This is a genomic window from Xanthomonas cannabis pv. cannabis (genome assembly GCF_000802365.1).
Classification (GTDB): domain Bacteria; phylum Pseudomonadota; class Gammaproteobacteria; order Xanthomonadales; family Xanthomonadaceae; genus Xanthomonas; species Xanthomonas cannabis.
On the sequence record NZ_JSZE01000041.1, the window covers coordinates 37,362 to 63,472 of the forward strand.

24 protein-coding genes and 1 other RNA gene are annotated in these 26,111 nt (G+C 65.0%); 18 read left to right on the forward strand and 7 right to left on the reverse strand.

What is annotated here, in order from left to right; all coding sequences use genetic code 11:
* The first annotated feature begins 115 nt into the window (after positions 1-115).
* From trxB to infA, 4 genes are all read left to right on the forward strand, one after another.
* A complete protein-coding gene (gene trxB / locus OZ10_RS09045; protein ID WP_039403874.1) occupies positions 116-1,084 on the forward strand; it encodes a thioredoxin-disulfide reductase in 969 nt (322 codons plus the stop codon).
* 57 nt (positions 1,085-1,141) lie between these two features.
* Complete coding sequence (locus tag OZ10_RS09050) at positions 1,142-2,260, forward strand: GNAT family N-acetyltransferase (protein ID WP_039403876.1); 1,119 nt, start codon at positions 1,142-1,144, stop codon at positions 2,258-2,260.
* A 232-nt stretch (positions 2,261-2,492) separates the two neighbouring features.
* Entirely contained in the window at positions 2,493-3,242 is a 750-nt protein-coding gene (gene aat, locus OZ10_RS09055; RefSeq protein ID WP_039564595.1) for a leucyl/phenylalanyl-tRNA--protein transferase, read from the forward strand.
* A gap of 80 nt (positions 3,243-3,322) precedes the next feature.
* Positions 3,323-3,541, forward strand: coding sequence for a translation initiation factor IF-1 (gene infA, locus OZ10_RS09060; RefSeq protein WP_002813418.1), 219 nt, complete (start codon positions 3,323-3,325; stop codon positions 3,539-3,541).
* Between the two features lie 169 nt (positions 3,542-3,710).
* On the opposite strand, the gene clpA is transcribed toward infA, so the two are convergent.
* Positions 3,711-5,993, reverse strand: a complete 2,283-nt coding sequence (clpA, locus tag OZ10_RS09065; RefSeq protein ID WP_039403881.1) for an ATP-dependent Clp protease ATP-binding subunit ClpA — start codon at positions 5,991-5,993, stop codon at positions 3,711-3,713.
* Between the two features lie 142 nt (positions 5,994-6,135).
* The gene (gene clpS, locus OZ10_RS09070) at positions 6,136-6,456 is read right to left on the reverse strand and encodes an ATP-dependent Clp protease adapter ClpS (protein ID WP_016901748.1); all 321 of its coding nucleotides are present in this window, start codon (positions 6,454-6,456) and stop codon (positions 6,136-6,138) included.
* Positions 6,457-6,545: 89 nt separating this feature from the next.
* On the opposite strand from clpS, the gene OZ10_RS22500 reads away from it, so the two are divergent.
* From OZ10_RS22500 to OZ10_RS09095, 6 genes are all read left to right on the forward strand, one after another.
* Entirely contained in the window at positions 6,546-6,710 is a 165-nt protein-coding gene (locus OZ10_RS22500; RefSeq protein WP_158002166.1) for a hypothetical protein, read from the forward strand.
* Entirely contained in the window at positions 6,707-7,165 is a 459-nt protein-coding gene (locus OZ10_RS09075) for an NUDIX hydrolase (RefSeq protein ID WP_039564596.1), read from the forward strand. The genes OZ10_RS22500 and OZ10_RS09075 overlap by 4 nt, the downstream gene beginning before the upstream one ends.
* On the forward strand, positions 7,162-8,298 hold the full coding sequence (gene mnmA / locus OZ10_RS09080; RefSeq protein WP_039564598.1) for a tRNA 2-thiouridine(34) synthase MnmA: 1,137 nt from the start codon (positions 7,162-7,164) through the stop codon (positions 8,296-8,298). Before OZ10_RS09075 ends, mnmA begins: the two co-directional genes overlap by 4 nt.
* The gene (hflD, locus tag OZ10_RS09085) at positions 8,298-8,912 is read left to right on the forward strand and encodes a high frequency lysogenization protein HflD (RefSeq protein ID WP_039564599.1); all 615 of its coding nucleotides are present in this window, start codon (positions 8,298-8,300) and stop codon (positions 8,910-8,912) included. The genes mnmA and hflD overlap by 1 nt, the downstream gene beginning before the upstream one ends.
* A gap of 146 nt (positions 8,913-9,058) precedes the next feature.
* Complete coding sequence (locus OZ10_RS09090) at positions 9,059-10,249, forward strand: methyl-accepting chemotaxis protein (protein ID WP_039403891.1); 1,191 nt, start codon at positions 9,059-9,061, stop codon at positions 10,247-10,249.
* Between the two features lie 86 nt (positions 10,250-10,335).
* A complete protein-coding gene (locus OZ10_RS09095) occupies positions 10,336-10,623 on the forward strand; it encodes a hypothetical protein (RefSeq protein WP_039564600.1) in 288 nt (95 codons plus the stop codon).
* Between the two features lie 859 nt (positions 10,624-11,482).
* Here the strand turns inward: OZ10_RS09095 and OZ10_RS09100 are convergent.
* Positions 11,483-14,269: a bifunctional diguanylate cyclase/phosphodiesterase gene (locus OZ10_RS09100; RefSeq protein ID WP_068873836.1), complete on the reverse strand. Its 2,787-nt coding sequence runs from the start codon at positions 14,267-14,269 to the stop codon at positions 11,483-11,485.
* A 119-nt stretch (positions 14,270-14,388) separates the two neighbouring features.
* On the opposite strand from OZ10_RS09100, the gene OZ10_RS09105 reads away from it, so the two are divergent.
* The gene (locus OZ10_RS09105; protein ID WP_039403896.1) at positions 14,389-16,521 is read left to right on the forward strand and encodes a sensor histidine kinase; all 2,133 of its coding nucleotides are present in this window, start codon (positions 14,389-14,391) and stop codon (positions 16,519-16,521) included.
* A gap of 3 nt (positions 16,522-16,524) precedes the next feature.
* Positions 16,525-18,246 carry an EAL domain-containing protein gene (locus tag OZ10_RS09110; RefSeq protein ID WP_039403898.1) on the forward strand — a complete coding sequence of 574 codons (1,722 nt, stop codon included), beginning with the start codon at positions 16,525-16,527 and terminating at the stop codon, positions 18,244-18,246.
* 193 nt (positions 18,247-18,439) lie between these two features.
* On the opposite strand, the gene OZ10_RS09115 is transcribed toward OZ10_RS09110, so the two are convergent.
* The 4 genes from OZ10_RS09115 to flgA form a co-directional block, all read right to left on the reverse strand.
* Positions 18,440-19,666 (reverse strand): ATP-binding protein, encoded by a 1,227-nt coding sequence (locus tag OZ10_RS09115; RefSeq protein WP_039403900.1) that lies wholly within the window; start codon positions 19,664-19,666, stop codon positions 18,440-18,442.
* Positions 19,667-20,035: 369 nt separating this feature from the next.
* Complete coding sequence (locus OZ10_RS09120) at positions 20,036-20,368, reverse strand: flagella protein (protein ID WP_039564602.1); 333 nt, start codon at positions 20,366-20,368, stop codon at positions 20,036-20,038.
* Positions 20,369-20,383: 15 nt separating this feature from the next.
* Positions 20,384-20,695, reverse strand: a complete 312-nt coding sequence (gene flgM / locus OZ10_RS09125) for a flagellar biosynthesis anti-sigma factor FlgM (protein WP_039403903.1) — start codon at positions 20,693-20,695, stop codon at positions 20,384-20,386.
* A 66-nt stretch (positions 20,696-20,761) separates the two neighbouring features.
* Positions 20,762-21,406 carry a flagellar basal body P-ring formation chaperone FlgA gene (gene flgA / locus OZ10_RS09130; protein WP_039564603.1) on the reverse strand — a complete coding sequence of 215 codons (645 nt, stop codon included), beginning with the start codon at positions 21,404-21,406 and terminating at the stop codon, positions 20,762-20,764.
* A 300-nt stretch (positions 21,407-21,706) separates the two neighbouring features.
* Here flgA and OZ10_RS09135 point away from each other — a divergent pair, with 300 nt between their 5' ends.
* The 6 genes from OZ10_RS09135 to flgE all read left to right on the forward strand — a co-directional run bounded on the left by OZ10_RS09135 (position 21,707) and on the right by flgE (position 25,901).
* The gene (locus OZ10_RS09135) at positions 21,707-22,651 is read left to right on the forward strand and encodes a chemotaxis protein CheV (protein WP_003482947.1); all 945 of its coding nucleotides are present in this window, start codon (positions 21,707-21,709) and stop codon (positions 22,649-22,651) included.
* 294 nt (positions 22,652-22,945) lie between these two features.
* Positions 22,946-23,018, forward strand: a non-coding RNA gene (locus tag OZ10_RS20610) — sX9 sRNA.
* A gap of 115 nt (positions 23,019-23,133) precedes the next feature.
* Positions 23,134-23,535 (forward strand): flagellar basal body rod protein FlgB, encoded by a 402-nt coding sequence (gene flgB / locus OZ10_RS09140; protein ID WP_039415202.1) that lies wholly within the window; start codon positions 23,134-23,136, stop codon positions 23,533-23,535.
* A 3-nt stretch (positions 23,536-23,538) separates the two neighbouring features.
* Positions 23,539-23,946, forward strand: a complete 408-nt coding sequence (gene flgC / locus OZ10_RS09145; RefSeq protein ID WP_005914451.1) for a flagellar basal body rod protein FlgC — start codon at positions 23,539-23,541, stop codon at positions 23,944-23,946.
* Positions 23,947-23,980: 34 nt separating this feature from the next.
* Positions 23,981-24,646 (forward strand): flagellar hook assembly protein FlgD, encoded by a 666-nt coding sequence (locus OZ10_RS09150; protein ID WP_039564604.1) that lies wholly within the window; start codon positions 23,981-23,983, stop codon positions 24,644-24,646.
* Positions 24,647-24,677: 31 nt separating this feature from the next.
* Complete coding sequence (gene flgE / locus OZ10_RS09155; RefSeq protein WP_039564605.1) at positions 24,678-25,901, forward strand: flagellar hook protein FlgE; 1,224 nt, start codon at positions 24,678-24,680, stop codon at positions 25,899-25,901.
* Positions 25,902-26,111 lie beyond the last annotated feature (210 nt).

Sequence of the window (26,111 nt, forward strand, 5' to 3'; positions counted from 1 at the left end):
TCAAGCAGTTCCATCGCGCCGCCTTGATTCACCGGGTGGGGACCGCCACTCTATGCCGCCACGGGGGCGCGATTGACCTGCGCCATCCCCATCAATTCCTAGATCGCGAGTATACATGAGCGCCTCTTCTGCCAGTCCTGCCAAGCATTCCCGCCTGCTGATCCTCGGCTCCGGCCCGGCCGGCTGGACCGCCGCGGTGTATGCCGCGCGCGCCAATCTCAAGCCGGTGGTCATCACCGGGCTGCAGCAAGGCGGTCAGCTGATGACCACCACCGAGGTGGACAACTGGCCCGGCGACCCCCACGGCCTGATGGGCCCGGACCTGATGAACCGCATGCAGATGCACGCCGAGCGCTTCGACACCGAGGTGATCTTCGACCACATCCACACGGCGGACCTGTCGCAGCGGCCGTTCCGCCTGGTCGGCGACAGCGCCGAGTACACCTGCGACGCGCTGATCATCGCCACCGGCGCCACCGCCAAATACCTGGGCATTCCGACCGAAGAGGCCTTCAAGGGCCGCGGCGTTTCGGCGTGCGCCACCTGCGACGGGTTCTTCTACAAGGATCAGGACGTGGTGGTGGTCGGCGGCGGCAACACTGCGGTCGAAGAAGCGCTGTACCTGTCCAACATCGCCCGCAAGGTCTACCTGGTGCACCGCCGCGATACCTTGCGCGCGGAAAAGATCATGCAGGACAAGCTGTTTGCCAAGGTTGCCGCCGGCAAGATCGAAACCGTCTGGCACCACGCTATCGACGAGGTGCTGGGCAACGATGCGGGCGTGACCGGGGTGCGGGTCAAGTCCACCATCGACGGCAGCACGCGCGACATCGACGCGCATGGCTTCTTCGTCGCCATCGGCCACCATCCCAACACGCAGCTGTTCGATGGCCAGCTGGCCATGAACAACGGCTACCTGGAGATCCGCTCCGGCCTGAACGGCGCGGCGACGGAAACCTCGGTGGCCGGCGTGTTCGCCGCCGGCGACGTCGCCGACCAGCACTACCGTCAGGCGATCACCTCGGCCGGTTTCGGCTGCATGGCCGCGCTGGATGCCGAGCGCTATCTCGACAAGAGCGCCTGAGGTGCCCGCTGACCGCCGGCCGCGCCGTGCGGCCAGCGCCAACGGCAGGCCGCGCACATGCGCGTGACCGCCCGCTGGTTGCGTCGACTGGATGAGCTGCCGGCCGGTGCCTGGGACGCGCTGCACGATGGGACGCACCCCTTCATCAGCCACGCGTTCCTGCAGGGTCTCGAGCGCGAAGGGTGCCTGCGCCCGGACTGGGGCTGGAATCCGCTGCACCTGACGCTGTGGGAAGGCGACACCCTGGTTGCGGCGGCACCGGGGTATCTGAAGAACAACTCGCACGGCGAGTTTGTGTTCGACCACGCCTGGGCGCATGCGTATGCGCGCTATGGGCAGGAGTACTTCCCCAAGTGGTTGTGCGGGGTGCCCTACTCGCCGGTGACCGGCCCGCGCCTGTTGGGCGCAGCCCGGTGGCGCGGACAGTTGCTTGCTGCGATGCAGGCATTGGTCGAGCGCAGCGGGCTGTCCTCGGCGCATGTGAATTTCCATCCGGCCGACGAGGATTCCGCATTCGCTGACGACTGGCTGGAACGCAACGATCTGCAGTACCACTGGCACAACGCCAGCGGCTGGAGCGACTTCGAGTCGTTCCTGGCAGCAATGGATCACAAGCGACGCAAGAACATCCGCCAGGAGCGCGCCAAGGTGCAGCGCGCCGACGTACAGCTACGCGCCGTGCATGGCGACGAAGCCAGCGACGCCGATCTGGACGCGATGTACGGCTTCTATCTCAAGACCTTCAACGAATACGGCAACTCGCCGGCGTTGACGCCGCAATTCCTGCGCCATCTTGCGCAGTATCTGCCGCGCCAGCTGGTGATGTTCCTGGCCGACCTGGATGGGCAGCCCATTGCCGGCGCGCTGTGCCTGCGCGGACGCGACACCCTGTACGGGCGTTACTGGGGCGGCGAGGCGCTGCCCGGCTTGCATTTTGAAACCTGCTACTACCAGGGCATCGAATACTGCCTGCGCGAAGGCCTGAGCCGCTTCGAGCCGGGCGCGCAGGGCGAGCACAAGATTGCGCGCGGATTCCTGCCGACCCTGGTGCGCAGCCGGCACTGGATTGCCGACGCCGGTTTCCGCGAGCCGCTGGCGCAGTGGTGCGCCGATGAGCGCCAGGCTGTCGCCCGGCACGCGCTTGAGCTGGCCGAGCACAGTCCGTTTCGCGACTGACGCGCGGTGATCGCGACATGGATCGCGCCAGCCATTGCCGCGCGAGGACTCGCCCCATGCCACATAAGTGGCCCGCGCAAGGTGGATGGGGCTCGTCGTCAGCGCATGGCAACCAATGTGGCGCGCAGCCGTCAATTGGCCGGCGTTCGGCCCGTGCTCGCCCGGGCCCTGCTGCTTGTGGCCGAGTTGCATGGCATACCGCGCGCCACACGCCACGCTCTAAACTGCCGCGATGTCGCGCCCCCTTCCCTTTCTGCTTCCCGCCGATCCGGCCGCACCGTTTCCGCCGGCCGACCAGGCATTGCGCGAGCCGGACGGCCTGCTGGCCATCGGTGGCGACCTGTCGCCGCAGCGGCTGCTCAACGCCTACGCACATGGCGTATTCCCGTGGTTTTCCGACGGGCAGCCGATCCTGTGGTGGAGCCCGGACCCGCGCATGGTGTTCAGCACCGATGGCGTGCGCCTGTCCTCGCGCTTCAAACGCCAGCTGCGCAACAGCAGCTGGACCGTGCGCGCCGATACCGCCTTTGCGCAGGTGATCGCTGCCTGCGCGGCGATTCCACGTGCCGGCCAGGATGGCACCTGGATCACCTCACCGATGCAGCGCGCCTATATCGGCCTGCATCGGCTGGGCCATGCGCACTCGGTGGAGGTATTCGATGGCCAACGCCTGGTCGGCGGCATCTACGGCGTGGCAATCGGCCGGATGTTTTTCGGCGAGAGCATGTTCAGTGCAGAAAGCGGCGGCTCCAAGGTAGCGCTGGCAGCGTTGGCCGCCGATCTGCAGTCGCGCGGCTGGCCGCTGCTGGACGCGCAAGTGGAAAACCCGCACCTGCTGAGCCTGGGTGCGCAACGCGTGCCGCGCTCGCAGTTCCTGCAGTTGGTGCAGCATCAGGTGGCCCAGGCAGAGCCGGCAGCCAGCTGGTCCGAGCGCTACGGCGAGCGCCCCGCAAGCGCCTTGGGTGAAGTCCGCTTAACATAAAATTTGCGCGCCGGGGAGATGGGGCGTAAAATGCCGTCCCTTACGGCCCTGCCGGGCCAGCCGTGATTGCACAGGATTACATGTCGAAAGACGACTCCATTGAATTCGAAGGCAGCGTCAGCGAGACGCTTCCCAACACCACGTTCCGGGTCAAGCTGGAAAACGGGCATGAGATCATCGCCCACATCTCCGGCCGTATGCGCAAGAACTACATCCGCATCCTGACCGGTGACCGGGTCAAGGTCGAGATGACCCCGTACGACCTGACCAAAGGCCGTATTACCTACCGCATGAAGTAAGCGGTTTGGGTGCTGAGACGCGAGGCGGCCCATGGCCGCTTTTTGTCGTGGCTGAGATTTTTGATTCGGATCGAAGCTGCTATCGCTGGTGGGGCGTTGACGCCTAGGGTATACGCACAAAAAAAAAAGCCGCTCGTTCGAGCGGCTTTTTTGACAGCAATCGCTGCGATCAGTCGACTGTGGCAGGCAGCAAACGCTCCGGCTCTGGATGCGCTTCCACGACCAGCTCGCCGTCCTTGACGTCGATGTTGACCCGCCCGCCTTCCACCAGCTTGCCGAACAACAACTCGTCGGCCAGCGGACGCTTGATCTTCTCCTGGATGACGCGCGACATCGGGCGCGCACCCATCAACGGGTCGAAGCCGTGTTGCGCCAGCCAATCGCGCGCGGTGGGTGTGGCCGACAGCGAGACGTGCTTTTCCTGCAGCAGCATTTCCAGCTCGATGATGAACTTGTCCACCACGCGCAGGATGTGGTCGAAGCCCAGCGGCTGGAACTGCACGATCGCATCCAGACGGTTGCGGAACTCAGGCGTGAACCCGCGGCGGATCGACTCCATCGCATCGGTGGAATGATCCTGCTTGGTGAAACCGATCGACCGACGCGACGCCTGGGTGGCACCGGCATTGGTGGTCATCACCAGGATCACGTTCTTGAAGTTCGCCTCGCGCCCATTGGTGTCGGTGAGGATGCCGCGATCCATGACCTGCAGCAGAATGTTGAAGATGTCCGGATGCGCCTTTTCCACCTCGTCCAGCAACAACACGCAGTGCGGGGTCTTGACGATCTTTTCGGTCAGCAGCCCCCCCTGATCGAAGCCGACATAGCCCGGAGGTGCACCGATCAGGCGACTGATCGAATGCGCTTCCATGTACTCGGACATGTCGAAACGCACCAGTTCGATACCCAATTGCAGCGCCAGCTGCTTGGTGACCTCGGTCTTGCCCACGCCGGTCGGGCCGGCGAACAGGAAGTTGCCGATCGGCTTTTCCGGATTGGCCAGACCCGAGCGTGCCAGCTTGATGGAGCCGGCCAGGGTTTCGATCGCCGGGTTCTGCCCGAAGATCACCATCTTCAAATTGCGCTCCAGGTGCTGCAACACGTCCTTGTCGGTCGCGCTGACCTGCTTGGCCGGGATGCGCGCCATCTTGGCGACGATGGTCTCGATTTCTTCGATATCGATCAGCTCCTTGCGCTTGCCTTCCGGCAGCAGGCGCTGACGCGCACCGGCCTCGTCGATCACGTCGATGGCCTTGTCCGGCAACAGCCGGTCGCCGATGTGCTTGACCGACAGATCCACCGCCGCCTGCAGCGCATCATCGGCATAGGTCACGCCGTGGTGCGCCTCATACTTGGGCTTGAGGCCCTGCAGGATCTCGAATGTTTCGCCCACGGTCGGCTCGACGATGTCGATCTTCTGGAAGCGACGTGCCAAGGCACGGTCCTTTTCGAAGATGCCGCGATACTCCTGGAACGTGGTCGAGCCGATGCAGCGCAATTCGCCCGACGACAGCGCCGGCTTGATCAGGTTGGACGCATCCATGGTGCCGCCGGACGCCGAACCGGCACCGATGATGGTGTGGATCTCGTCGATGAACAGGACCGCGTTGGGGACCTTCTTGAGCGCGCTCAACACGCCCTTGAGGCGCTTCTCGAAATCGCCACGGTACTTGGTGCCGGCGACCAGTGCGCCCAGGTCGAGCGAAAAGATCACCGCGTCGGCCAGCACTTCGGGAACGTCGTTGTCGACGATGCGCTTGGCCAGGCCCTCCGCAATTGCGGTCTTGCCCACGCCCGCCTCGCCAACGTACAGCGGGTTGTTCTTACGGCGGCGGCACAGGACCTGGATGGTGCGCTCGATCTCGTCACCGCGCCCGACAAGCGGGTCGATCTTGCCGTTGCGGGCCAACTCGTTGAGGTTGGTGGCGTACTCGGCCAGCGCATCGCTCTTGGCCTCCCCTTCCCCACCCTCGCTCTTGGGCTCGCCATCGGCCGCCGACGGCTGTTCGCCGTCCTCGCCCAGCTTGGCGATGCCGTGGGACAGGTAGTTGACGATATCCAGGCGGGTGATGTCCTGCTGATTCAGGAAATACACCGCATGCGAGTCCTTCTCGCCGAAGATCGCGACCAGCACATTGGCGCCGGTGACTTCCTTCTTGCCGGAGGACTGCACGTGATACACGGCGCGTTGCAGCACACGCTGGAAGCCCAGTGTGGGCTGCGTGTCGCGACCATCGTCCTCGGCCAGGCGCGAGACCGAGGCCTCGATGGCCTGCTCCAGATCGTTGTGCAGGCGCAGTTGGTCCGCGCCGCAGGCCTTGAGCACGGCTTGCGCGGAAGGGTTGTCCAGCAGCGAGAGCAGCAGGTGCTCGACGGTCATGAACTCATGACGCGCCTCGCGTGCTCGCTTGTAGCACTGGCCGATGGTTTGCTCTAGGTCTTTGCTGAACATTGGTCACTCCGAACGGCTGTTGCCAACAATATGCGGCTTTTGTTGGGATTTTCCACAACCCTATCGGATAGGCATGTTCAGACGGCGTTAGCACGTGATTGCAGCCACACTGTTGCGCTACTGGAATGATCTGGCGAGTTCCTCAGGTCTGTTCCATCGTGCACAGCAGCGGGTGCTGGTTCATGCGCGAAAACTCGTTGACCTGGGCGACCTTGGACTCGGCCACCTCACGGCTATAGACCCCACAGACGCCGCGCCCGCGGGTATGGACATGCAGCATGACCTGGGTGGCCCGCTCCAGGTCGAGGTTGAAGAATTGCTGCAGCACCGTCACTACGAAGTCCATCGGGGTGTAGTCATCGTTCAGCAGGAGCACCTGATAGCGCGGCGGTGGCGCCACTTCAGGCTTGCTGGCTTCGACGGTGAGGCCGTGATCGTGTTCGTGGGAGGTCTTCCGAGGCATCGGGCCATTATACGGTTCATCGCCGTGCGCATTGGACGATTTACGCTGCGCCCCGCACAATTTGTCTCCGACTCCCCGACTGGCCCTCGATGACTGACACCCTGACCGCGCTGCGACCGGCGCCGTCGCTCACTGCCCCCCGGCACGTGGCTCCGGCACTGCATGCGGTGCAAGGCCCCGCACCGCGCGCCGACGCCATGGCGGCGACGGATGTGCTGGCCGACCTTACGTTCGCACAGGAGCGTCACCGATGAGCACCACCGATCCGCGTTGGCACCCGGACGTCACCGTGGCCACCGTGTTGGTGCGCGATGGCCGCCTGCTGCAGGTGGAAGAGACCATCGGCGGCCGCCTGTTGCTGAACCAGCCTGCCGGCCACCTGGAGCCAAACGAAAGCCTGCAGGACGCGGCGGTGCGCGAGACCCTGGAAGAAACCGGCTGGGACGTGCGGCTCACCCACTTCATCGGCACCTATCAGTGGGAAGCGCCCAACGGCCAATGTTTTCTGCGCTTCGCCTTCGCAGCCGAGCCGGTGACCCATCATCCCGAGCGCAGCCTGGACACCGGTGTGGTGCGTGCGCTGTGGATGACACCTGAGGAATTGCGCGATGCGACCGAGCGGCTGCGTAGCCCACTGGTGTGGGAGGTCGTGGCGGATTACCTGGCAGGGCAGCGCCATCCATTGGCATTGGTGCAGCACGTCGCATGAGCACGCCGGGCATCGTAGTGGGCGTGTCCGGCGGGGTGGATTCGTCAGTGGCCGCGTGGAAACTGGCCAGCCAGGGCGAGCCGATTGCCGGGCTGTTCATGCAGAACTGGGCCGATGACGGCAGCGGCGATTGCCGCGCCGAAGACGATCGTCGCGATGCGGTGGCGGTGTGCGGTGTGTTGGGTATTCCGTTTCACTTCCGCGATTTCTCCGGCGAATACTGGAGCGGCGTGTTCGAGCATTTTCTGGCCGAGTACGCGGCCGGGCGCACGCCCAACCCGGATGTGCTGTGCAACCGCGAAGTGAAGTTCAAGCACTTTCTGGACGCCGCCCAGGCGTTGGGCGCCGAGCGTATCGCCACCGGGCATTACGCCCGGGTGGCCCACAGCGGCGGACGCTGGCGACTGCTGCGCGGTGCCGATCGCGGCAAGGACCAGAGCTATTTCCTGCATCAGCTGGGGCAGACCCAACTGGCAGCCACCTTGTTCCCGATCGGCGACCTGGAAAAGAGCACGCTGCGCCGCATCGCCCAGGATGCCGGCCTGCCGACACATGCCAAGAAGGATTCGACCGGCATCTGCTTCATCGGCGAGCGCGATTTCCGCGAGTTTCTGGGGCGCTACCTGCCCGCCCGCACCGGCGAGATCCGTGACCCGCAGGGACAGCGCATTGCCGAGCATCCGGGGGTGTTCTATTTCACCCTGGGCCAGCGCGAGGGCCTGAACATCGGCGGCGTGCGCGGCCGGGCCGCGGCGCCGTGGTACGTGGTCGGCAAGGATGTGGCCAGCAACGTGCTGTATGTGGATCAGGACCGCGACAGCCCGCTGCTGCAGTCGCGCTGGCTGCAGTCCGAGCAGGCCCACTGGGTAACCGGCGCGCCGCCGGCACGCCGCTTCGACTGCACCGCACAGACGCGTTACCGCCAGCCGGATGAGCCGTGCACGGTGGACGTCCAGGACGATGGCAGCGTGCAGGTGCGCTTCGAGCGGCCGCAGCGGGCGGTGACGCCCGGGCAATCGCTGGTGCTGTACGACGGGCAGGAATGCCTCGGCGGCGCGGTCATTGCCGCCACCGACGCACCGCTGGAACGTCAATTGGCAGGATCTTCTTTCTCCCCCGAGGGTGTGGCTTGATGAGTGTTTCCATGGATCACCGTGTGCTGGCGCTTGCCGGCGTCGCCCAGGCCCTGCAGCAGGTGCGGCGGATCGCCGAGACCGGGCATTCGGAGGCCGCGACGGTGCGTACCGCCATGGACAGCGTGTTCCGGGTGGACGCAGCGTCACCGGAGGCCGTATATGGCTCGGCCGCTGCGGTGGCGCCGGGTCTGCGCTTGCTGCACAACTATTTCCGCAACCAGGGCCAGGACGATGTACTGCCACGCCTGGCGCTGGCCGTGCTGCAGCTGGAGCGCCGGTTCGTCCGCGACACCGCAACCGTGGCCACGGTGTCCAGCGGGATCGACGCCGCTGCACGCCAGGCGCAACAGCTGAACGACAGCGCGCACCCGGATGTGCTCAGCTCGCTGGGCGGGCTGTACGCGCAGACCATCAGCCACCTGCGCCCCAAGGTCATGGTGCAGGGCAACCCGCACTACCTGGGCCAGGCCGGGGTGGTCGCCGAAATCCGCGCGCTGTTGCTGGCAGCAGTGCGCTCTGCGGTGCTGTGGCGGCAGATGGGCGGCAGCCTGTGGGACTTCCTGTTTGCCAAGCGCGCGATGAGCGAGGCAGTCGATCGCGCCTTGCGGTGAGAGGACGCAGAAGACGGTTTCAAGCGCCCGCAACGGGCGCTGGCGTGAGCCGCTGACGGCAACGCGGGCGAGACGATGTGGCGATCGTCGCTAAAGACAATGGGGGCAGTGCCGATACAGCAACCGTGACTCTGCCGAGAACGCCCATGTATTCACGTCCACTCATCCGTCTGGCCGCCCCTTTGGCCCTGACCTTGCTGTTTCCCTTCGCTGTCGGATTCGACTGGCCCGCTTCGGTGCGCTGGGCGATCCTGGCGACCATGACCCTCAGTTGGTTGGGTTTCGCTGCCTGGGTGACGTATTCCCAGTTCCGGCGTAATCCGGACCAGACCCGCATCCTGCGCGAGCAGGACCAACTGCTCAACGAACTGCGCACGTTCGTCAGCAACGAAGTCGACGGTTCGCGCTCGGAAGTCGAGCGTGCCCGCGAACTGATCCGCCAGGCCGTGTCCGGTCTGGGTGGCAGCTTCGAAGCGATGAACCGCAAGTCGCGCCAGCAAAGCCAGGCACTGGCCCGCATCGTCGACCGCGCCGGTGACGATGGCAGTGCCGGCGTCGACGTCGCCCGCTTCGCCCAGCACGCCAGCTCCCGCATGGAGCAGTTGGTGGAAGCGCTGGAACAGGTGAGCGGCCAAAGCACCAACACCGTCCATCACATCGATGAGATGGCGCAGCATCTGGATGGCATCTTCGCGCTATTGGAAGACGTCAAGTCGATCGCCGACCAGACCAACCTGCTGGCCTTGAACGCCGCCATCGAAGCAGCACGTGCCGGTGAAGCCGGTCGCGGGTTTGCGGTGGTCGCCGACGAGGTGCGCAACCTGTCCGAACGTTCCACCACCTTCAACGAGCAGATCCGCAAGCTGGCACACAGCTCCAAGGAATCGATCGCCAAGGTGCGTGAAACGGTCTCGCAGCTGGCATCGCGCCACATGGACCGCTCCCGCGAGGCGCGCCATGAGTCGGCCGCCATGCTGGAGAACGTCGCCCAGATCAACGCCTCGTTGGGCGATGGCATGCGCGAAATCTCCGAATGTGCACGCTCCATCGATGGCAGCGTGGCCGAAGCGGTGCGTGCCCTGCAGTTCGAGGACATCGCCACGCAGACGCTCAGCGGCATCCACACCCACCTGGATCGCCTCACCGCGATCAACCGCGAAGCGGTGGCGCTGCAGGAACTGCTGCATCGCAATGGTGGCGTGTACGACAGCGATCTGGTCGCCTCGCTCGCCAAGGTCTCCAACCGTCTGCGCGACATGCGTGTGGAGTGGGAACGCCCGCCGCACAAGCCGGTGGCACAGCAGGGCATGGGTGCCGGCACGGTCGAGCTGTTCTGAGACCAGTGCCGCCGCGCAGCTTCTGATTCCGACATTCCCCGGCCTTCCGGGGATTTGTCGTTCCGCAACGACCTGGTGTTTCGCTCATGACGCTTCTCGCCCCGCCACTCGATGACGCTCCCACCACCGCGCTGCAGGCAGCGGCACTGGCCGCCGCACATGCCGAGCGCATCGCGCAAAGCGCAGCCGCCAAGCCGGGACTGCGGCGTGTCCGGATGCCGGCCGCATTGGAACGACTGGAGCTGGCCGCCCTCGCCGAAGTCAAGGCGCTGATCAACCCGCGCCGCGATTGCAGCGAAGAGGAGCTGCTGTTTGCCACGGTGGCCTGGGATCTCGGGCTGGACGGGGCCGCAGTGGGCGCATCGGGACGCTGATGCAGTGACGGCGGGGCGTGCCTCGGCAGGCGCCCCGCGGTGTTGTGGAACTGCCTGATTCCAAGGGTTGCCTGTCGTCATCTAAGCGTTCCCTGTCGTCGGCCTGGCCGAATCGCCGCCACTCTCGCTGGCGCGCGCGTGCGCCGACCATCCTGCCCTGCCCGACCGGATCGTCGCGCATGGCCGGGTGGCCCCGGCGATCACCTGGATCATCTGGGGATGATTCGTTCCGAATCCTGAGGCTGGGTGTCAGTCAGTCAAAGCGGCGAACTCGCTTTGGTTCTCAGGGTGAGCGTCACAGATGCCATGAAGAACGCTTGTCTGGGTCACTGCCGCGGCAGCACTCGCGCGCGCGTCAGATGCGGCAGACGATGAGCTATCTATCGAATTTCGATGGGACGCCCGCCCCGCGCATTCGCCTGCTCGCCAGCCAATCCGCCAGTTCCCGAGCGATGCCCAGCGCAATCACCAAGCCCGCGTCGCGACCAGCGTTGCCGACGAACTGCATCTGCAACAGGCACCTCGCAGCTGGAAACAACCTGACGACGCGCTCGCACCCGTGAAGACATATTCCAACGATTCGAGTGCAGGATGCAGCGTCAGCGGATTGGTTCGACGTTGCTGACAAGGGCGGCATCAAGGCGTTACGCGCACCTTGCCGCTCCAGCACCCGTTGGGGCGGTCAACGCGAGCATGATCGGAAACTGGCGTTCAAGTCCGCGGCTTTGGTTCGTGGTGCCGGAGCGGGAGGCCCACCCCACCGCACGACGATAGGCCGCCATCCTGCGGCAGCAAGCGGATGAAACGTCTGCAGGGGGCTGCGCGGCATCAGGATGACGGCGCTGGCCTGGCCTGGGCGTCAGCTGGCAATCACCAGCCGCGCGCCCAGCCGCATGCCGGCTTCGGCCTCGCGCAGCCACTGCGCCATGTCGCGCGGCGACAGCGGGCGTGAGTAGAAATAGCCCTGGATTTCGTCGCAGCCCTGCTGGCGCAGCAGGGCATCTTCCTGCACGGTCTCCACGCCTTCGGCGACGACCTGCATGCCCAGCGCGTGGCCCAGATGCACGATGGCCTGGGTCACCTCGGCGGTGTTGGCGTCGCCGAGCATGCCCTGCACGAAGCTGCGGTCGATCTTCAGACGCTGCACCGGGAAGCGGTTGAGGTAATGCAGGTTGGAAAAGCCGGTGCCGAAGTCATCCACCGCCAGCAGCACGCCGTTCTGTTCGAACAGTTCGAAACAGCGCCGCAGCGAATCCGAATCGCGAATCAGGGCCGATTCGGTGAGCTCCAGCTCCAGACGCGACGGTGACCAGCTGTTGTCGCGGCAGATCTCCAGCACGCGCTCGGCAAAGCCGCGCTCGCGTAGCTGCACGGCCGAGACGTTGACCGCGATACGGCTGAAATTGAGCCCGGCACGGTCCCAGACCACGGCCTGACGGCAGGCTTCACCGATGACCCATTCGCCCAGCCGCACGATCTCGCCGCATTCTTCGGCAATCGGGATGAATTCAGCGGGGCTGCAGGGGCCATGGCCCGGGCGGTTCCAGCGCATCAGTGCTTCGATCGCCGGCGAGGCATCGCCCACGGTGTTGACCAGCGGTTGATAGACTAGGGTGAATTCTTCGCGCTCGAGCGCGCCTTGCAGGGCGTGTTCGAGCTCCAGCCGGCGCTGCGCTCGCATGAGCACGTCCTGGCTGTAGTAATGGAAGGTGTTGCGGCCCGATTCCTTGGCCGCGTACATCGCCGCATCGGCGGCACGCAGCAGGCTGTCGAAGTCCGACAGCCCCTCGCCCTGCAGCGCGATGCCGATGCTGGCGCCGAGCTTGAGGGTGACATGATCCTTGCGCAGCGGTTCGCCCAGCGCGCTGATCAGCTTGCGCGCCACGTGGCCGGCATCTTCCGGCTCGGACAAGTCGCGCAGCAGCACGATGAATTCGTCGTCGCTGAAGCGCCCGAACAGGTCGCTGTTGCGCAGATGCTGATGCAGGCGCGCCGAGGCGAGCTTGAGCAGGTTGTCGCCGGCTGCATGACCGAACGAATCATTGATGCTCTTGAACCCGTCCAGATCGATCAACAGCATGGCCAGCACCTGGCCGCGCTCATGCGCTTCGCGGATCGCGTTTTCGGCCTGCTCGCGCAGCAGGAAGCGGTTCGGCAGGCCGGTCAGGCGGTCGTAATGCGCCAGCAGCTCGATACGCTCATTGGCCTCGCGCTCGCGGGTGACATCGCGAAACAGGGCGACATAGCGCGGCGGCAGACCTTCGCGGCGGTCCAGTTCGATCAGGACCTGCACCCAGATGCGCTGACCGGAGTTGCGGTAGAAACACAGCTCCAGCTGCTCGGGCAGGCCACCATCGGAAATGCGCAGCAATGCCGCCTCGAATGCGTCGCGCGAATCCTGGGTGTACAGCGCAAGCGCCTGCTCCAGGGTGATGTTTTCCTTGCGCAGGCCGTGGATGCGGTAGCACTCCTCGGTCCACTGCATGCGACGGGTATCGACCTCGATTTCGCAGCCGCCGATCTTGCCCAGCGCGGACACGCGGTTGAGCAGCTCGGTGCGCCAGCGGATCAACGCATCGGTCTGCCGCTGTTCGGTGACGTTCTGCAGCTGGCCAAGCACGCGCACCATGCTGCCGTCGCCATCGAATACCGGCTGCGCCCATACCCGCAGATGATGCGGATTGACGCCGGGCAGGCCGTTGATTTCCAGCTCGAAATGGACCGGCAAGCCTTCGTGCTTGATCTTGCGCCAGGCGCTGCGCAGTTGCGCCAGCGAGGACCGGGCGAGCAGGCGCAGCAGATCGCGGACGCCGTGCAGGCGCAGCTGGGCCATGCCGAGCTGCTGCAGGAAATCCTGTGAGACCCACAACGCGTCCTTGGTCGAATCCCAGCTCCAGCTGCCCATGCTGGCAATGCGCTGGGCGTCTTCGAGCTGGGCCTGCTGCTCGCGCAGCTGCTGCTCGAGTAATTTGTGGTGATGCACGTCGGTGTGCGTGCCGACCATGCGCAAGGGGCGGCCGTCGGCGGTGCGCGAGACCACGCGGCCACGGTCCAGGATCCAGCGCCACTGCCCGTCGTGCTGGCGCAGGCGGAACTCGGCCACGTAGGTCTCGGTGCGCCCGTCCAGGTGCGCCTGCACCGCCGCGCTGACGTGCGCGTGGTCATCGGGATGGATCAACCCCGACAACGCGGTGAGATTGTTCGGCAGTGGCTGCTCGGAATAGCCGAGCATGCGCGTCCAGCGTTCGGAGCGGTACACCACGTCGGCCGGGATGTCCCAGTCCCACAAACCGTGGTCGGCACTGTCCAGGCCCATTTCCCAGCGGCTGGTGCCATCGGCCCCCATCGGCTCGGGAATGCTCAAGGTGAAGGCCATGACCTGGCCGTGCTCGTCGCAGACCGCACGCAGCCAGCCTTCCAGACGTCCGCCGCCGGTTCCCGGCAGCACGCAGGCCGCCATGCCACCGCTGTCGGCCACCTGGGCGCGACTGCTTTCCAGCACTTCGGCATACGCACCAAGGGTCGCCGGCAGCCCAAGGGACTGCGCAACGCGGTTGGCCGCCAGGGGCTGGCCATGCGCATCCAACAACACCACCGCCGAGGTCAGCGGGTGCTGCAGCACGCTTGCAATGACGCCTGAGTCCACTCTGGAACACTCCGAAGGATCGACCCCTGCCTCGGAGTCGCAATGGATAACGGCCGTTCGGCGGATTAGTTGAGGCACCTGTTTCCAGCGCGACCGAACCGGACCGAGTTACGGCTAAGATGGCCCCATCGCCAGCTCCAAAGGTCGTCCGCGGACCCATGCACCAACCTGTCGCCGTGCCCGCGTTTTCGTCCCCTCCCGTGTCCCGACTTCGCCTCGCCGAGCGCCTGCAGCAGGGCTTGTGGACCCTGACCGGTCTGTACCTGCTGATCGGTGTGGTGTGGCTGCTGCTGGGCAACCGGTTGCTCAACCTGGCCGGTGCGGCGGCGCCGGAACGCTGGTCGGACGCCAGCTTCCTGCTGCTGTCCAGCATCGTCATCCACCTGGTGCTGCGCCGCTTCGTGGCACTGATCGTGGACGAGCATGCGCAGCTGGCGCAGTCGGAGGCCGTGCTGCGGGCCAAGTTCATGGCGCTGCCCAGCCCGGCCTTCATCTATGACCTGGCGACCATGCGGATTCTCGATGCCAACCCGGCGGCGCTGGAATTCTTTGGCTGGGAGCGCGACGAATTCCTGCAGCAGACGCTGCAGGCGATCTGGCCCAATGCCGATGGCGAGCGGCTGGAAGAGATCATCACGCAGATCCGCAGCAAGGGCGAGGTCACCTGCGTCTTGAACGAAGACCTGCTGACCCGCAGCGGGCTGCGCCATGTCGAAGTCCGTAGCAACCAGCTGCATCTTGCCAGCGGCCCTGCCCGCCTGGTGGTGACGGTGGACCGCAGCGAAGAACGCCAGGCGCAGCATCTGCGCGACGAGGCGCTGGAGCGACTGGAAGAAGCGCAAGGTATCGCGCGGCTGGGCTCGTGGCAGCTGGATCGGGCCACCGGTCTGGGCCGCTATTCGTCGGCGGTGTACCGCATCCTGGGGCGCAGCGTACCCATGCACCGCCGCGAACATCGGCTGGAAGAGCTGCTGACCGCCTCCGACAGCGCCACCCAGACCCGCATCGAACGCATGATCGAAGACATGTGCACCGGCGGCGAGGTGCAGATCGATGTGCTGCTGCCGCTGACCGGCGGCGATTCGCAGCCACGCACCGTGCACCTGCGCGCAGAGAGCGTGACCCTGCCCAGCGGCGCCCGCCATGTGCATGGCACCTTGCAGGACGTGAGCGAACGCGAGCAGTCGCGGCGGCTGCTGCGCGAGCGCGAAGAACAATTCAAGGAACTGGTGCGGGTGCTGCCGGACGGCGTGCTGATCCTGGCCGACGAGCATGTGATGTACGCCAATGCCGCCGGCTCCGCGCAGTTTGGCTTCCAGGGCGAAACGATCCTGGGCGAGCCGTTGCAGACCCTGGTCGGCGACTCTGACCTGCCGATGGTGCGCGAGTACCTGCGTGCTGGCAGCGACCGCAACGAGCCGGTGTCCAGTGCGCGCGCCATGCGCCGTCGCGACGGCAGCACGTTCTATGCCGGTCTGTCGGCCGGCGACATCCGCTATGGCGGGCGCAGTTGCAAGTTGCTGGTGGTACGCGACCTGAGCGAACCCGAGCGCATGCGCGATGCGCTGGCCGAAAGCAATGCCGAATTGCAGGCGATGGCCAAGCGATTGTTCTCGCTGCAGGAGGACGAACGCCGCGCCATCTCGCGCGATCTGCACGACGATATCGGCCAGGCGATCACCGCGATGAAGCTGTCTGCACACGCGGCGCTGGACGAGCCCGATGCGCAGGCGCGCCGCGAGGACCTGCTGGAGGTGGTGTCGCTGGCCGACACCACGGTGACCAAGCTGCGCAATCTGTCGATGTTGTTGCGTCCGCCACAACTCGATGCACTGGGGCTGGAAGCGGCCTTGCGCTGGCAGGCCTCAATGTTGTTCCGCGCCTCGCAGGTGCGGCTGGAGCTGGACATCCAGGCGCTGGACGTGCGCCCGGGCAACGAGATCGAACAGGCCTGCTTCCGCATTGCGCAGGAAAGCCTGACCAATGCGCTGCGGCATGCCTGCGCGGGCGAGGTGCGCATGAGCCTGCAGTCGATCGACAGCGAGGGTTTTCGTCTGGAGGTGGTCGATGACGGCGATGGCTTCGAGCCAGAAGGTCCGCGCGGGCTGGGGCTGATCGTGATGCGTGAGCGTGCGCAAACCGTTGGCGGTGTGCTCGCGATAGAATCGGCTCCCGGAGCAGGCACGCGCGTGACGTTGCGCCTGCCCTATCACCCGGCCGGCGAGTCCGTCCACGAAGATGGTGGACGTTGAGTCATGTGGAGCCCTGTAATCCCGCCCGGATTGGAAATCGTCAAACCGACACGCCTGGGCGCAGGCAATCCCGAACTACTGCACCTGGTCGACGCTGCCGCTTCCGGTGGCCAGCCGTTGATGATCTTCCACGTCGATATCGATCACTTCGCGTCGATCAACGAGAACATGAGTGGCGAGGTCGGCGATCAGGCGCTGACGCTGGCCGCGCGCCGGCTGCAGGAGTTCCTCGGCAGCCGCGGCAAGCTGTGGCGGCACGGTAGCGACGAGATGGTCATCGTGGCGGTACGCCGCGACGACACGCCGTTGCCGGAAGATTTTGCCGAAGAGATCCGTCAGCAGCTGGAGCTGCCGTTGTCGGTATTGCCGTACACCTTGTTCATGACCGGCAAGGTCGGGATCAGCCTGTGTCCGGAACATTCGACCTCGCTGTCCACCCTGCTCGACTACGCCGAGGAAGCCAGTTATCAGGCCGCGCGCGAAGGCGGCAACACGGTGCGGCTGTATACGCGCAATTCGGCCACCAACGCGCATAGCGAAAGCATCATCGCGCGGCAGATCGTCGATGCCATCCCGCACGGCGAGTTGCGGCTACGCTACCAGCCGCTGGTCAGCGCACGCGATGGCCGCATCGTGGGCATGGAGGCGCTGCTGCGTTGGCAATCCCCGACCCTGGGCATGCTGGTGCCGGAGCGCTTCATGCGCACCGCAGAGCGCCTAGGCGTGATCGTGCAGATCGGCGAATGGGTACTGCAGAACGCAGTGCGCCAGGCGCGGCTGTGGCGCGACCAGGGCTTTGACGATTTCAGCATCGCGGTCAACGTCTCCACGCTGCAGCTGCTGCGCCCGGGCTTCTTCAACGAGGTGATGGCCATGCTGCAGACCGCCGGCGTGCCGGCGCAGTTCGTGACGCTGGAGATCAACGAAAGCGCGTTGACCAACAACGTCAACTTCGTCCACGAGACGATGGCCAACCTGCGCAACGAAGGCATCAGCCTGAGCCTGGACAACTTCGGCACCGGCGATTCCAGCCTGAGCGCGCTGGTGCGCTACCCGGTGGACCGACTGAAGATCGACCGCAGCTTCATCAAGAGCGCGCCGGCCGGCAGCCGCGAGGCGGCGATTGCACGCGCGATCATTGCGATGGGCCACCAGCTGGGCATGACGGTGATCGCCAATGGCGTGGAGTCGCAGGCGCAGCTGGGCTTCTTGCGCCGCAACGACTGCGACATCTTCCAGGGCTATCTGTTCGGCGAGCCGATGTCGGCCGAGTCTGCAGGCATGGCGCTGCGGCGCCGTTATCTCCGCCCGGAATCGTTTGCCGAAAGCCGCCCGGACCGCACCTTGCTGCTGCTGGACGACGAAGAAAACGTCCTGCGTTCGCTGGTGCGGCTGTTCCGCCGCGACGGCTACCGCATCCTGGCCGCCGGCAACGTACGCGACGCCTTCGACCTGCTCGCCACCAACGACGTGCAGGTGATCCTGTCCGACCAGCGCATGAGCGACATGAGCGGCACCGAGTTCCTGGGCCGGGTCAAGATGCTCTACCCCGACACCGTGCGCCTGGTACTGTCCGGCTACACCGACCTGGCCACGGTGACCGAGGCGATCAACCGCGGCGCGATCTACCGCTTCCTGACCAAACCCTGGAACGACGACGAACTGCGCGAGCACATCCGCCAGGCGTTCCGCACCCATGACGAGCTGCGGAACGGCCGGGAATAGGGAATCGGGAGTGGGGAATCGGGAGCGGGGAATCGTTAAAGCAGAAAGCAGCCTGGGCGAGTTTTGAGCCGCCGCATCGTGCTCCTTACCTTCCAGTGACGACGCAAACGCATCGGCATCGTTCGTTGCAGGAATCAACCGGAGCGCAGCAACCGGCTCCAACGATTCCCCATTCCCGAATCCCGATTCCCCGCTACTTCGGCTGCCGGATCGGCAACACGATCCGGAAACTGGCGCCCTGCCCCGGCGTGCTTTCCACGTCGATGCGACCGTGGTGCTTGTTGATGATGCCGTAGGAAATCGACAACCCCAGGCCGGTGCCGCTGCCCACCGGTTTGGTGGTGAAGAACGGGTCGAAGATGCGCTGCAGCAGATCCGGTGCAATACCGGCGCCACTGTCCTGGAACTGGATCCAGACGTTTTCCGCTTCGTCGCGCCCGGTGGTGACGGTGATCGTGCCGCGCTCGACGATGGCCTGGCCGGCGTTGAGCAGCATGTTCATGTACACCTGGTTGAGCTCGGACGGCAGGCATTCCACCAGCGGCAGCTCGGCGTAATTGCGCTCCAGGGTGACCTTGTACTTGAGCTCGTTCCAGATGATGTTGATCGTGGATTCGAGGCCGGCGTGCAGGTCCACCATCTTCCACGACTCGGACCGGTCCGAGTACGAGAAGTCCTTGAGGTCGCGCACGATGCGGGTCACCCGCTCGATGCCTTCGCGCGACTCGGCCATCAGCTGCGGCAGATCGCGGCTGATGAAGTCGATGTCGGCACGGTTGCGGATCTCGTCGATTTCCGGGATCAGCGCTTTCGGGTCCGGCGCCTGCAGCGCGCGCTCGTAGGCTTCGATGAGGGTGAACAGGCTGCGCAGGTATTCCTGCAGGCTGCCGAGATTGGAGTGCACGTAGCCGATCGGATTGTTGATCTCGTGCGCCACGCCGGCCGCCAGCTGACCGATGGAGGCCATTTTTTCGGACTGCAGCAGTTTGTCCTGCGCACCGTTCAAGCGCATATAGGCCTGGCGCAGTTCGGCATGGCGTTGTTGCAGCTCGCGCTCGTAGTCCTGCTGGCCTTCGATGTTATGGAACAACGCAAGAAAGTGGCCGACGCCCTGCTCTTCGTTGTAATACAGATGCGCAATGACCACGCGCTCGGCCACCGGCAGGCTGCCGGTCCAGCTGCCCTTGCTGCGCGCCTGGTTGAGCGCATCCGACGGCAATACCTGCGAAATCCGCTCGCCGAGATTGCGATCGTCAGCCGGGTCTTCCTTGCACAGGCTCTGACGCGCGATGGCGTTGGCCAGGATCAGCTGCCCGTCAGCGCGGAACAGCAACACGCCCTCGAGCATCTGATCGCCGAAGGCGCGCAGCGTGGTCGGGGACGGCAACAATGCTTGATTGAGAAAGAACTTGGCGGTCACGGGACGAGGCGGCAGCAGGGACACCTCAATATACGCCGAACCCTTGGCACGCCATATCGTCGCTTGGTCTTAGAGGGGCGACCAACACAGGGGAGCGCGGTGGTCATGCGGATGGGTGCGAGGCGTCATCCGGCGTGCTCGAGATGCGATCCGGATGGCGCTGCCTGGCGACAGGCAGGCATGCGATGCGTGCCATAAAGATCAACGCACTTGGGCGGCGGTGAGCACACGTCGCGGGTTGCGAAGTTGGCAAGCGTGCACGGCCGATGTGCGGTGTTACCGGCGGCAGGCCTGCAGTGCGTGCACGCACCCTGGCCTGCGGCGGACCATCAGCAGCGGCCGGCGCGCGGTTGGCGCAGCGCGGGCAACTCAGGCAACGGCCAGCGAACGTCCGCCGCGCAGCACGTTGGATTGGCCCTTTGCGTCATACGACGGCGCACTTTCAGTGCGGCCCAGGTGACGCAGTGCCCAGTTCACTTCACGGCGCCGGCGTGCCAGCAGCGCGCCATTGGCGCGGTTGGCTTCGGCCAGCTCACGCAGGCGCTCTTCTTCGCCTTCGGGCATTGCCGCTTCCAGCGAGCGCAGTGCCGACAGCTTGTCCTGCGTGTGTCGCATCAAGCCATCGATGTCGTTCTCGAGTAATGCCTGGCGTTCGCCGGCCAGCGCATCGCTGAGACGTTGCAGGAACTCGTTCACGTTCATCCTTTCAGTCGGGAATCAACCCGCCAGTTGCTGATTCAGATCCATCATGCGGCTGGCGATGGCATCCGGGTTGATGGAGTAGCTGCCGTTCTGCAATGCCTCTTTCACCGCCTGGACGCGACCGGTGTCGATCGCCGAGGACTGCGAAAGCTCGCGCTGCAGGTTCTGCAGATTGGTGGCCTCGCCGGTCAGCTTGACGCTGTCGGTCGGCGGGGTTGCGGCAACCGGGGACGCGCGATCCTCGCCAGCCGAAGCGATCTTACTGCTCGTGGCCGCGGTGCGAAGGGTGGCAGCGGTCGGTAGATTACCTTCGATTTTCTGGGTCATGTCAGGAACTCCTCTACAGGTCGTAGGGGATAACGGCACCCAGAAAAAAAACTTTATAGAAAATTTTTACCTGGAGACCACAACGGTTCCGCTCGCTTCGACAATGCCCTGCACCACCCGGCGCGAGGACGAATTCTCCACCGACACCCGTTCGTTTTCGCCGGCATCGGACAGCGCGCGACCGCTCATGCGTACTTCCAGGCCACCGTTGCGTGCCACCAGCGGGACGGTGTCGCCGCGCCGTACCAGCCGCTGCGTCACCAGATCGTTGGCCGAGAGCAGCGACCCGGCCGGCAGGATGCGGCGGGCCGACTTGCCCACCGCGGCCACCGGGTCGGCCAGCACTGCGCCGACGATGCGGGCGGCGTCACGCTTCTCGATACTGATATCGGCCAAAGAGATGGTTTCTCCAGCGCTGATGCCGCGGCGCAACACCAGCACATCCTGGTTGCGGCGCACCTTCAGCGGCACGAACAGGCGCCAGCCAGCCGGCTGCGGGCAGGCCACTTCCACCGTATTGGTACCGGTGGGCTGGGCCTGCAGCGCGATCGGGCAAGCCGGCATGCGCAGACCCGGATCGAGCGTGGCCTCGGCCTCCGCGTCCGGGCCAACAGTGGCCAGCGCCGCCGCACGAATGGAATCGACAGACTGGTAGCTCTGGGCCCAGGCCGGAGCGGCAGCCAACAAGATGAGAAGCAGGAGCAGGCGCATGGGACCAGATCCGGAGGAAGACGGGACAGACAGTGCAAGCGGCGTGCCTGTTTTCGAATCGGGAATGGGGAATGGGGAATCGGTTGGTGGCTGAGAGGTGGTCGGCCTTCGTTGCCGCCGTGCGATTTACTAGGTGAAAGTTATCAGCAAGCAAGGTCACTGCCCTTCGCCTCGGGCTTGCTGCGGAAAGCCCACCCCTCGCTTTTACGATTCCCCATTCCCGACTCCCCATTCCCAACAGCGCCCCCAACCACCCATAAAGCCCTCAAGTTTCCCTGGGGCGCTGTCGATATCTGCCCCATGACCCACGATCTGCTCAACCGCATCGACCAGCGCACCCGACTGGCTGGCCACAATCGCCTGGCCCTGCTGCTGTTTCGGCTGGGTGGACGCCAGCTTTTTGGCGTCAACGTCTTCAAGGTGCAGGAAGTGCTGCGCCGACCGGAGCTGTTCCAGGTGCCGGGCCTGCCGACCGAGTTCGCCGGCGTGGCCGACGTGCGCGGGCGCTCGGTGCCGGTGCTGGACTTGGGCCTGGCCATCGGCCACCCGGAGCGCGATTCGCACTCCGAGAACGGGCCTGGCTACCTGGTGGTGGCCGAGTTCAACCGCTCGGTGCAGGGCTTTCTGGTCAGCGGCGTGGAGCGCATCGTCAATATCGCGGTGGAAGACATCCACCCGCCACCGGAACTGGGCGCCGAAGCCACTTATTTGACGGCAGTGACGCGCTTCCAGGGCGAACTGATCCAGGTCATCGACGTGGAAAGCGTCCTGGCCGACATCGCCAAGGTCAGCAAGGACGTGCAGCTGGACCCGTCGCTGCAGCTGGTGGCCTACGACCGCCAGTTCCAGGTGCTGGTGGTGGACGATTCGCGCGTGGCGCGCCAGCAGATCCGCAGCGTGCTCGACCAGCTGGGCGTCTCGGCCACCCTGCTCTCGGACGGCCGCCAGGCGCTGGACCACCTGCTGCAGGTGGCCGCATCCGGCGAGAACCCGGCAGACCGCTATGCCATGGTCATCTCCGACATCGAGATGCCGGCCATGGACGGCTACACACTGACGACGGAAATCCGGCGCACGCCGGGCCTGCAGGGCCTGTATGTGCTGCTGCACACCTCCTTGTCGGGCGTGTTCAACAACGCCATGGTCGAGCAGGTCGGTGCCAACGCCTTCGTGGCCAAGTACAGTGCCCACGAGCTGGCCGACTACGTGCTGGCGCGCCTGAAAGTAGTCGCCGAAGCGGCCTGATCCAATTGTGCGGCCGTTCCACCCTACGGGTGACGGCCAGCCCCCACTTCCGAAAGACCTGGGAATACAGTGGTTGCCGTACGCAAGCACACGCCTTGAACAGGCGACGGCGCAGCTGATCGCACGCTGCGCTGAGCTAGTTGCTGCCAAACAATCCTGGTTGGCCTGCAAGTTGCACAGCCAGTGGCAGCATCTACCCGAGCAGCAGCTCGCTTGGTGATTTCTGGCAGCCAAGCGCAGCTGACATATCCCCTGCGCAGCTGCCAGGCGAGCGCGGCCGCTGCGCGAATCGGCCTGTACCACGCTTGCACTCCGATCTGCACGACGGCCGCACCTACCTGACGGCTGCTCGCGAGGTTTGTTAGCCGCTCCAAGACCGTCCGTCGGGCACTGCGGATGTGTTTGCCAGCTCGGCACCCGTGCCATCCTGTGTTTGGCACAAACATTGCTTTCTCCCTGGCAACACTTCGCGGGAGAGCACCGTGTCCAGTCCCTTCTCTTCATTCCTCGGCGTCCATGGCGACGCGTTGGCGCTGCGCGAGCAGCGCATGAAGCTCATTGCCAGCAATCTGAGCAATGTGGACACCCCTGGCTACAAGGCCAAGGATCTCAACTTCGAAGCGGCGCTGAAGTCGGCCCAGGGCGTGCAGGACGGCGGCCTGATGCAGGCCACCGATGCAAAGCACTATGAAGTGGGCGGCGCGGCCGGGCTCAACCCGTTCCAGATCACCCGCGAATCCGATCAGCCCAGCCTCGACGGCAATACCGTCGATCCCGATGCCGAACGCGCCGCCTACGGCCGCGCCGCGCTGGAATACCGCGCGTCGCTGAGCTTCCTCGAATCCAAGGTGCGCTCGATGCTCACCGCGATCACAGGCCAATAAGTCATGAGCAACCTTCCCATCTTCGATGTGGCCGGCTCGGCGCTGCACGCGCAGTCGGTGCGCCTGAGCACCATCGCGTCCAACCTGGCCAATGCGGACTCTGTCGCGGGCTCGGCCGAAGCGACCTACAAGCCGATCGAGCCGATCTTCCAGGCCCAGCAGAGCCGTCAGGACCCGAGCCTGACCTCGGTCAACGTTAAGGAGATCACCACCACCAATGCGCCGCCGATCCGTCGCTACGAGCCCGGTCATCCGCTGGCCGATGCCGACGGTTACGTGTTCTCGCCCGACGTGGACCCGGTCTCGCAGATGGTCAACATGATTTCCGCCTCGCGCAATTACCAGGCCGGCGTGGAAATGCTCAATACCGCCAAGGAACTGGCGCTCGCGACCCTGACCATGGGTCGCTGACCCGTCCTAGCCATTCCCTAACGGAACACTCCAGATGAGCACGATCGGTAGCGATCTCTACAAAAGTCTCGGCCTGAGCACCGGCAGCACCGTCGCCAAGAAGGAAGAAGCACTCGGCCAGGCCGACTTCCTCAAATTGATGACCGAGCAGCTGCAGCACCAGGACCCGCTCAAACCGATGGAAAACAGCGCGTTTCTGGGCCAGTTGGCGCAGTTCTCCACCGTGCAGGGCATTGGCGATCTCAATACCAAGGTCGGCAATTTCACCACCTCGATGAACAGCGACCAGGTGCTCAAGGGCGCGGCGCTGGTCGGCCACAACGTGCTGGTGCCCTCCGCGCAGGTGGCGATCGACGCCACCGGCTCGGCCAAGGGCGTGGTGGCTGCGACCTCGGCCGGCACCGTCAACTTCGAAATCACCGATGCCAACGGCGCGTTCGTCAAGCAGCTCAGCGTGCCGGCCAGCGCCGCCGGTGAGGTGTCGTTCGCCTGGGACGGCACCGACGCCAACGGCAACCGCATGGCCGCGGGCAAGTACGGCATCACCGCGACCCAGACCGACACCGCCGGCTCCAAAAGCAAGTTGTCCACCTACGTCGATGCACCGGTGGACAGCGTCACCATCGGCTCGGACGGCCTGTATCTCAACCTGACCGGGCTAGGCACCTCCCCGCTCGCCAACGTGCTCCGCGTCAGCTGAGCCGGCAACCGACACTTAAAGGACCTCATCCATGGCTTTCAATACCTCGTTGTCCGGCATCAACGCAGCCAATGCCGATCTGAACGTCACCTCCAACAACATCGCCAACGTCAACACGACCGGTTTTAAGGAATCGCGTGCCGAGTTTGCCGACATGTTCCAGAGCACCAGTTACGGCCTGTCGCGCAACGCGGTGGGTTCGGGCGTGCGCGTCAGCAATGTGGCGCAGCAGTTCTCGCAGGGTAATATCGACCCGACCGGGCGCAGCCTGGACCTGGCGGTCTCCGGCGAAGGCTTCTTCACCGTGACCTCCAACGGCGCCAAGATGTACACCCGCGCCGGCAACTTCCAGACCGATGCCAACGGCTACGTGATCAATCCGCAAGGCGCGCGCCTGCAGGTCTTCGCCCCCAACCCGAGCGGTAACGGCTTCGACGTCGGCCGCCTGTCGGACCTGCAGCTGCTGACCACCGACAGCCCGCCCAAGTCGACCTCCACGGTCAACCTGGCCTTCACCCTGCCCGGCAATGCCACCGCCCCGTCGGTGACCCCGTTCAGCCCGGCCGACGACAAGACCTATAGCCACTCCACCGGCGGCATCAACGTCTACGATTCGCTGGGCGTCAGCCATGTGCAGACCTCTTACTTCGTCAAGACCGCCAACCCGAACGAGTGGCAGGTGCACAACTACGTGGACGGTGCCGCGGTCGGCGCGCCCACCACACTGCAGTTCTCCGATACCGGCGCGTTGACCACCCCGGCCAACGGCATCATCACGATGGACCCGTTCACCCCGAGCACCGGCGCCGGCGTGCTGAACATGCAGCTCAACGTCAGTGGCTCGACCCAGTACGGCGAAGCCTTCGCGCTGCGCGATACCCGCCAGGACGGCTATGCCAGCGGCAAGCTCAACGAGATCAGCATCGACACCAGCGGCGTGGTGTTCGCGCGCTACTCCAACGGCGCCGACAAGCCGCTGGGCCAGGTCGCGCTGAGTACCTTCGTCAACCCGCAGGGCCTGCAGTCGCAGGGCAACAACATGTGGGCCGAAAGCTACACCTCCGGCGCCGCCCGCACCGGCGCACCGGACACCTCGGACCTGGGCCAGATCGAATCCGGCTCGCTGGAAGCCTCCACGGTGGACCTGACCGAGCAGCTGGTGAACATGATCGTGGCTCAGCGCAACTTCCAGGCCAACTCGCAGATGATCTCGACCCAGGATCAGGTCACGCAGACGATCATCAATATTCGTTAACGGCTGGGAATCGGGATTGGGGAATAGGGAATCGTAAGAGCTGGCATTGCGTGTATCGGATGCCGGCCTTGCCCCCCTCTTCCAGTCTCCAGCAATCCCGCCTTTGCGATTCCCGATTCCCGACTCTCCATTCCCCAATCCTGGTGCCTCATGGACAAAGCTCTCTACGTTGCGATGACCGGTGCCCGCGCCTCCCTGCAGGCGCAGGGC